Annotated in this window: 7 protein-coding genes and 2 pseudogenes; 2 read left to right on the top strand and 7 right to left on the bottom strand. The window is 74.3% G+C overall.

The features are described 5' to 3' along the window. A pseudogene (locus HGA02_RS20910) lies at nucleotides 1–128 on the top strand (GTP-binding protein); the annotation flags it as partial. A 25-nt stretch (nucleotides 129–153) separates the two neighbouring features. Here the strand turns inward: HGA02_RS20910 and HGA02_RS20905 are convergent. The 4 genes and pseudogenes from HGA02_RS20905 to HGA02_RS09850 form a co-directional block, all read right to left on the bottom strand. Further along, a pseudogene (locus HGA02_RS20905) lies at nucleotides 154–504 on the bottom strand (SRPBCC family protein); the annotation flags it as partial. A 92-nt stretch (nucleotides 505–596) separates the two neighbouring features. Next, the gene (locus HGA02_RS09860; protein ID WP_124341726.1) at nucleotides 597–935 is read right to left on the bottom strand and encodes an ArsR/SmtB family transcription factor; all 339 of its coding nucleotides are present in this window, start codon (nucleotides 933–935) and stop codon (nucleotides 597–599) included. After that, nucleotides 932–1,393: an SRPBCC domain-containing protein gene (locus HGA02_RS09855; RefSeq protein ID WP_168678855.1), complete on the bottom strand. Its 462-nt coding sequence runs from the start codon at nucleotides 1,391–1,393 to the stop codon at nucleotides 932–934. The genes HGA02_RS09860 and HGA02_RS09855 overlap by 4 nt, the downstream gene beginning before the upstream one ends. Nucleotides 1,394–1,556: 163 nt before the next feature. Then, entirely contained in the window at nucleotides 1,557–2,438 is an 882-nt protein-coding gene (locus HGA02_RS09850) for a helix-turn-helix transcriptional regulator (protein ID WP_168678854.1), read from the bottom strand. A gap of 142 nt (nucleotides 2,439–2,580) precedes the next feature. Between HGA02_RS09850 and HGA02_RS09845 the strand changes: the two genes are divergently transcribed. Continuing rightward, on the top strand, nucleotides 2,581–3,600 hold the full coding sequence (locus tag HGA02_RS09845; protein ID WP_168678853.1) for a zinc-dependent alcohol dehydrogenase family protein: 1,020 nt from the start codon (nucleotides 2,581–2,583) through the stop codon (nucleotides 3,598–3,600). Between the two features lie 127 nt (nucleotides 3,601–3,727). Here HGA02_RS09845 and HGA02_RS09840 read toward each other — a convergent pair whose 3' ends face one another. From HGA02_RS09840 to HGA02_RS09830, 3 genes are all read right to left on the bottom strand, one after another. Then, a complete protein-coding gene (locus tag HGA02_RS09840; RefSeq protein WP_168678851.1) occupies nucleotides 3,728–4,138 on the bottom strand; it encodes a hypothetical protein in 411 nt (136 codons plus the stop codon). Between the two features lie 153 nt (nucleotides 4,139–4,291). Continuing rightward, nucleotides 4,292–4,795 carry a GXWXG domain-containing protein gene (locus HGA02_RS09835; protein ID WP_168678852.1) on the bottom strand — a complete coding sequence of 168 codons (504 nt, stop codon included), beginning with the start codon at nucleotides 4,793–4,795 and terminating at the stop codon, nucleotides 4,292–4,294. Further along, the coding region (locus tag HGA02_RS09830) for a hypothetical protein (RefSeq protein WP_210728397.1) at nucleotides 4,792–5,016 on the bottom strand (225 nt) is incomplete at its 5' end. The genes HGA02_RS09835 and HGA02_RS09830, both read right to left, overlap by 4 nt.

The raw sequence follows: 5,016 nt of genomic DNA, 5'->3' as shown, positions 1-5,016 counted from the left end.
ACCCCTTCACGCCGTTCGACGAGATCGACAAGGCGCCGGAGGAGAAGCAGCGCGGTATCACGATCAACATCGCGCACGTCGAGTACCAGACGGAGAAGCGCCACTACGCGCACGTCGACGCGCCGGGGCTCCCGCACCGGTCTCGACGAGCTGCTTGAGGCTCACCAGGAACGTGGCCCACTTGGTGCTGCAGTGCGACATGAACTCGACGGGCTCGCGCCAGCCCTCGTGCGCGAACAGGACGATGACGTACTCGCCGTCCTGCCGCAGCTCCCAGCGGACGGTCGTCCCGATCCACTCCTCCGGGCCGTCGACGACCTCCCAGACGACCTTCCGGCCGGGCTCCTGCTCGAGCACGACCATGTCGAAGCCGCCCTGCGGGAACCGGAACGCCAGCAGGCCGCCGACGTCCGGGTCGCCGGTCGTGTCGGTCGTCCACCAGCCCGCCAGCCCCTCGACCGTGGTGAGCGCCGCGTACACGTCGTCGAGGGCCGCCGACCGCATGCCGACCCTGTGGATGATGTCCACCATCTCGAACCCTTCCTTCTCCTCGGTGCTGGTTCTCTTCTCGGTGCCGGTTCTCCTCGGGGTACCGGTCACTTCTTCTGGCTGCGTGCGATCGCCTCGGCGATCCGCTTGATGCGCTGGAGCCGGGCGTCCCACGCCTGGCCGACGTCGGCGAGCTGGGCGACCGCGCGGGCGAGCTGGGCCTCGTCGACCTCGTAGCGCCGCTCGCGGCCGGCGGGCGTGACGTGCACGAGCCCGACGCGGTCGAGCACGACGAGGTGCTTGGCGACGGCCTGCCGCGTCACGGGCAGGCGCTCGCTGAGCGACGTCGCGGTGCCCGGTCCGTCGGTCAGCAGGAGGTCGATCATCCGGCGACGCGTCGGGTCCCCGACCGCCGACCAGAGGTCGTCGTCGACGGCGGTGCTCATCGCGACGCGACCAGCCGTTCGGCGTGCGCCGCGATGGCCGGCACGAAGACGTCCCAGCCGTTGACGTGGTCGGCGTACGCGGCCTCCATGACGGCGGCCTCCCAGCCCTTCTCGCGGAAGCCGGTCTCGGTGAGCCGCAGCAGCGTCCCGGAGCCGGCGGGCACGAGCTCGAAGGTCACGAGGAGCGCGGCGGCGACCGGGTCCTCGGCGTCGTCGGGGACCCAGCGGAACGAGAAGAGCCGCGGCAGGTCGGCGGCGACGACGGTCAGCGGTTCGACGTGCTCGTCGGCGGTGCCGCGCCCCCAGGCGACGTGCGTCCCGGTGCCCGGGCTGGCCGACAGGTCGGTCTCCGCGCCGTTCCACCAGTCCCGGATGTGCTCCGGGCTGCAGAGCACCTCGAAGACGACCTCCGGCGCCGCGTCGACGTGGATCTCGCGCTCGATGCTGCCGAACTCCATGGTTTCTCCCGTTGTTCGCAACGATTGGTTGCGTATCACGGTAGACCCGCCGGCGTGAGTCGCGCAACCATCGGTTGCGAGGGCGGCCCGCGAGTCGCGGATCGTCAGGCGCTCGTGGAGGCCCGAGACGACGACGCGGGCGGGCCCGTGTCGGGCCGCACCCTCAGGCCGACGGGGGCGTCACCGCGTGGACGGCGTCGGCCGACCACGACGCGAGCAGGCGCAGCCGCTCGGCCGACGGCGAGCCCGGCTCCGCGGTGTAGACCATGAGGACCTGGCCCGGCTCGGCGGTGATCGCGAGCTCCTCGTACGCGAGCACGAGCTCGCCGACGACCGGGTGGTGGAACCGCTTGGTGCCCGCGCCGTGCGTCCGCACGTCGTGCGCGCCCCACAGCCGCCGGAACGTCTCGCTGCGCGTCGACAGCTCACCGACGAGGTCCTGCAGACCCTTGTCGTGCGGGTCGCGCCCGGCCTCCGCGCGCATGATCGCGACGCACATCTCCGCGAACAGGTCCCAGTCCGGGTAGAAGTCGCGCGCCGCCGGGTCGAGGAACTGGAACCGCGCCAGGTTCGGCGTGCGGCCGCCGTCGCCGATCACGGGCGAGTAGAACGCGCGGCCGAGCCCGTTGGTCGCGAGCAGGTCCTGCCGCTGGTCGCGGACGAACGCGACGCCGTCGGTGATCGCGGCGAGCGCCCACTGCAGGCTCGGCCGGGGCGTCGTCGAGCGCGCGGCGCGCCGACGGACGCGGCCGGACGACGGGATGCCGTCAGCGGCGCGGGCCAGGTCGAACAGGTGCGCCCGCTCGGCGTCGTCGAGCATGAGCGCCCGCGCGACCGCGTCGAGCACCGACGCCGACGCACCGCCGATCGCGCCGCGCTCGAGCTTCGCGTAGTACTCGACGCTGACCCCGGCCAGGGATGCGACCTCGCTGCGCCGCAGGCCCGGGACACGACGGTTCGCGCCGCCGACGACGCCCGCCGCGTCCGGGCTGACCTTCGCGCGCCGCGACATGAGGAACTCGCGCACGTCCGACCGGTTGTCCATGCTCCCGACGGTAGGCCGGTGCGCGCCCGCGAGACAGGCCACGTCGTGGGGTGCACCGCCGGTACACCCCTCGTCAGGGACTCCTCGCGTCGGCGCCCGTCGGGTTCGCTGGAGGCATCCCCGACAGAGAGGCACCACCACCATGCGTGCAGTCGTCATGTACGCCCCGGGCGACGTCCGGGTCGACGAGACCGAGCGGCCGACGATCGTCGAGCCGACCGACGCGATCCTCCGGCTCGCCGCGACCTGCATCTGCGGCTCCGACCTGTGGCCCTACCGCGGGGCCGACGACGTCGACCACCAGCCGATGGGTCATGAGTACGTGGGCGTCGTCGAGGAGGTCGGCTCCGCCGTGTCGGAGGTGAAGGTCGGCGACTTCGTCGTCGGCACGTTCTTCGCCTCCGACAACACGTGCGCGATCTGCCAGGCCGGCTACCAGACCCACTGCGTGCACCGGCAGCCCGGCGCGCTCCCCGGGGCGCAGGCCGAGTACGTCCGCGTCCCGCTGGCCGACGGCACCCTCGTCGCCACCCCCGGCACGCCTGACCCCGACCTGATCCCGTCGTTGCTCGCGGCGTCCGACGTGCTCGGCACGGGCTGGTTCGCGGCCGTCGCCGCCGAGGTCGGCCCGGGCAAGACCGTGGCTGTCGTCGGCGACGGGGCCGTCGGACTGCTCGGCGTGCTCGCCGCGAAGCAGCTCGGTGCGGAGCGGATCATCGCGATGTCCCGGCACGCGGACCGGCAGGACCTCGCCCGCCGGTTCGGTGCGACCGACATCGTCGAGGAGCGCGGCGACGCGGGCGTCGCGCGGGTCAAGGAGCTCACCGACGGGCTCGGCGCGCACAGCACGATCGAGGCCGTCGGCACGCAGGAGTCGATGATGCAGGCGATCCGCTCGACCCGGGCCGGCGGCCACGTCGGGTACGTCGGCGTCTCGCACGACGTCGCGCTGCCCGGCGAGGAGCTGTTCTTCTCCGGCGTGCACCTGCACGGCGGCCCCGCGCCCGTGCGCCGGTTCCTGCCCGAGCTGATCCGGCTCGTCTGGGACCGCGAGATCGACCCGGGCCTGGTCTTCGACCTCACCCTGCCGATCGAGAAGGCGGCCGAGGGCTACCAGGCGATGGACGAGCGCCGTGCGACGAAGGTGCTGCTCACGTTCTGAGCGAGGTCGAGCCGGCGGGCGCGGTCCCGTCGTCCGACGGCGGTCACGTCGACCCCGGCACCGCGACCTCCGCGTCCCTCTCGACGACCGCCCACCCGGCGCACGTGCCGGGCGGGCGGTCGCGTCGTCAGGCGCCGCCGGCGGCCTGGCCCGCGGCGCTGACCAGCCGCAGCACCACCCAGACGGCGAAGAACACGAGGACGATCGCCCACCACGGCCACTCGCGCCGGGAGTAGCGGACCGAGAGCGACACGATCAGCCACGGCAGGACGGCCGACCCGACCGCGCTGCCGACGGCCTGCGCGGAGAAGATCCCGAGCGCGGCCTGCGCGAGCACCAGGACGACGACGAGCGCGCCCGCCACGATCCCCACGGGGCCGAACGCGGCCTGCCGGCCACGGCGTGCGTCGTCGTCGGGCACCCACAGGTCCCAGCCCTCGGGCGGCGGTCCCCATGCGGGGTCGGGCTGCCAGCCGGGCGGAGGCGTCCAGCCGGCGGGCGGGGCGGGCCAGTTCGGGGGCGGGTTGAGTCGCTGCACGGGACGGGACCGTAGCCGCACGACGCCCACCTCCGTCCGCGCCGTCCCCAGGCGGGTCGGTCCGGCGTCTCCCGCGGCCGACCCGAGCCGGGCGATCGACGCGCCCTGCGGTGGGGCGTCGATGCGTCGGCAGCGGTCGTCCCTGTCGGCGCGTCAGCGGGCCGGTCGGGGGACGCGGCGCAGCCGGAACAGGTAGGGCTCGGCCCTGCCGCGCGCGTCCATCGCACCGACCAGGGAGCCGTCGTCGTCGGCGCGGAACGCGTCGACGATCGGCAGGTCGTCGTAGACCATCGCGGCCGAGACGACCCCGCGGTACCGGACGTCGCGCAGCCGGGCGCGGGGGCGACGCGTCGTGACGAACGGCCGCACGAGCGCGAACGCCGCAGCGGCGGGCGCGGTCCGCAGGAGCGGGGCGACGCGCAGCACGAGCCCGAACGGGACCAGGCCCGGGTGGACGCGCACGACGCCATGGCCCGACCGGAACAGCAGCGGGTGCGCGGTGTCGTCGTCGTCGAACCTCTTGCCGAACCAGCCGAGGTGCTCGAGCACGCCGTCGAGCGGGTGGCCGGTGGGGATCCCCGCACCGCGCCACGTGCCGCGCAGGTCGGTCGTGGCGACGGGCGGGAGGGCGTCGTACCGCTCCAGCGCGGACGTCACGAGGCCTCCTCGGTGCCGCTGCCGGCGTCGGTCCCGGTGCCGGTGCCGGTGCCCGTGCCGGGACGGGTGTCGGCGTCGTGCCCGTCGAGCGGCCGGCGCAGCACCCACGTCGCCGCGGTCCCCGACGCGGTGACCTGGCGGGTCCGCGGGTCGACGCTGGTCCAGCGGTGCTCGTGCGCGCGGACGCGCCGGTAGCCGCGACGTTCGTACCAGCCGACGAC

Source organism: Cellulomonas septica (assembly GCF_012396155.1).
Classification (GTDB): Bacteria; Actinomycetota; Actinomycetes; order Actinomycetales; family Cellulomonadaceae; genus Cellulomonas; species Cellulomonas septica.
The sequence above is the reverse complement of the archived record's forward strand: the minus strand, read 5'-3'. Positions and strand labels throughout refer to the sequence as shown.